At 48.2% G+C, this 2,070-nt stretch carries 3 protein-coding genes; 1 reads left to right on the top strand and 2 read right to left on the bottom strand.

Features of this window, described 5'->3' with window-relative positions:
• A partial coding sequence (locus VLA04_00090) for a replication initiation protein (GenBank protein HSI20111.1) occupies nucleotides 1–292 on the top strand: 292 nt, incomplete at its 5' end.
• Between the two features lie 96 nt (nucleotides 293–388).
• Here VLA04_00090 and VLA04_00085 read toward each other — a convergent pair.
• Together VLA04_00085 and VLA04_00080 are read right to left on the bottom strand one after the other, a co-directional pair.
• Nucleotides 389–1,252, bottom strand: a complete 864-nt coding sequence (locus VLA04_00085) for an exonuclease domain-containing protein (protein ID HSI20110.1) — start codon at nucleotides 1,250–1,252, stop codon at nucleotides 389–391.
• A 5-nt stretch (nucleotides 1,253–1,257) separates the two neighbouring features.
• Nucleotides 1,258–1,623, bottom strand: a complete 366-nt coding sequence (locus VLA04_00080) for a hypothetical protein (protein ID HSI20109.1) — start codon at nucleotides 1,621–1,623, stop codon at nucleotides 1,258–1,260.
• Between the last annotated feature and the right edge of the window lie 447 nt (nucleotides 1,624–2,070).

Raw genomic sequence — 2,070 nt, 5'->3', positions numbered from 1 at the left:
TAATAAAAGAAGTGCGCTTTCAATCATCAACTCCCTAAGCTCTTTGTACAGTATCCAGCTCTACGAAATACTTGTTCAGGCTCCCAATTCCAAAACCTTGAAGGTCAATCTGAACGATCTTGTCCGCAAGATGAATCTCCCCTATAAGCGATACTCTGAAATTGCACGGCGTGTGATCAAACCTGCCATCCAGGAACTGAACGAAAAATCAAACCTGATACTGGCATGGAAACCAGTCAAGGGTAGTCGTTTTGTTACCATGGTTGAATTCGAGATCGCATACGCTGGCTAGCGGCTATATCACCCCTATCCTTTTTTGTTGCACGATGGGGCCGCAGCTTAACCAGCTGCAAGCCTGAGGCCGAGGCATTCAAGGAGTGAAGTCAGATTAAGTACCAGCACATAAAACCTTGAAGTCCGATTCCGTAATTATGCGGATCGGAATACCAGCAGCCACAAGCTCCTCAACCTTACGATGCTTGGAGCTTTTCTCGTACCCTGCGAGCTTCGTTATGTCTTGGTCACCAACAACGAGAATTGTTGTTTTCTTGGTAACACCTGAGGCAACCTCACATCCAAGACTTGCGGCAAGGTTTGCAGCTTCAGTACGAGGTAACTCAAGCGCACCAGTGAATACCAGTACCTCGCCGTACAGGTCTCCCTCGGGGTTCCCTTCTCGATGGATAGCAGCACCTTGCGATGAAAGCTCTGGGAATAAGGGTTGGTTTATCCGCTTACTCCATGCCTCCAAGTCCTGCTGTGACTCTCTCATTGCTGCCAGCAAGACGTAGCCAGCGGCCTTTGCATCTTCGAGCGCGTCATGGTGTTTGAACTCGTAGCCAATCCGATTACAAACATTTGCTAGACCGTAACCCTTATATGCTAAGTCCGTCCAAGTACGCCGAACGACTCGGGCTGAGTCAAGCCACGAAGTTGAAATAGGTTGGAGTCCGTACTTAGCGAAGGCGCAAGTTAATGCGATGCGGTCATAGTGTGTATGACAAACGCTGACCGTGGATTCTAGGAGCCTACGTAGATTGTCGGCAACATCCGGGAGCTTGGGCTTGCCTCTCACCATGCTCGGGCCTATGCCATGGATAGAGACATTAACGTCATCGAAATAGTCCTCAGGATCGACTAGCGTTACCCATTCCTCAACAAGCTGACCTCCTTCAAATCTCGCTATGCCAATTTGACAGATTGATCCCATGCATGGGTTGGCCGTCTCGACGTCAATGGCAGAAAATTGCACGGGGGTTAGGCCTCAGCGTACTTCTTATATTCACCAGTAAAAACGACCGTCATACCTGTTACCGAGCAAGTTAAGACAGGCTCGGAGTCCAGATCAATGTCGAGGTCTTCACCGCGCAAGCCTTGCCACATTGCCAAGTAAAAAAGTGTTCCGTATTTCTGTTTCTTTTTTATTGCTTTTTCCACACCGCCCTTCCAAGGCAGTATGACTAGCTGACCCGCGCACGCCTGAGACGCAAGCTCTGGAGCTTCTCTCCTCTTATTTCGCCCAGTCTCCCAACAAGTAATAAGTCCTTGATCGGCACCTTTCCAACGTTCTTCCCAGTTAAGGTTTTCCCTTGTTGGTTCCTTGATTGAGCGGTATATCTTCATTGTTGGTTTTGGCTTGTTGAGAACGCACGAAAAGGCTACTACCTCATTCAGATATTTACAAGGTTGTAAGGATGCAATCAGTTAGTTTGACAGTGACGAGCGGCTGACCATTGCTCATCCCGATAGTAGAGGTGGGAGAGAGCGTTACAACGGCTTGTTGAGGGCAGCCGTTATAAAAAGAAATACGATGCTGCGGAATGAATCGACTCAGCAAACAAAAAAACTCATCCGAAGGATCACCTCCGGATGACTCGGTATTTCTTATTGTTGGCTGATTAGTATTGTTTGTGGGCGATTCTAGGGGGCGGTTGTCGGTTTTACACCCGTCAGAACTGATAGGTGCGGGAACTCGATAAATGCACTAGCCGAACTTTTCTTTGCGTTCGGGAATTTGCTTCTGTATGTGGTGGTCGAATTCGGTAGAATACTTGGGTGCCGCTTTCTTAA

The sequence above is a fragment of the Verrucomicrobiia bacterium genome, assembly GCA_035460805.1.
In the GTDB taxonomy this organism is placed as follows: domain Bacteria; phylum Patescibacteriota; class UBA1384; order CAILIB01; family CAILIB01; genus DATHWI01.
This window is presented reverse-complemented; position numbering and strand designations above follow the sequence as displayed.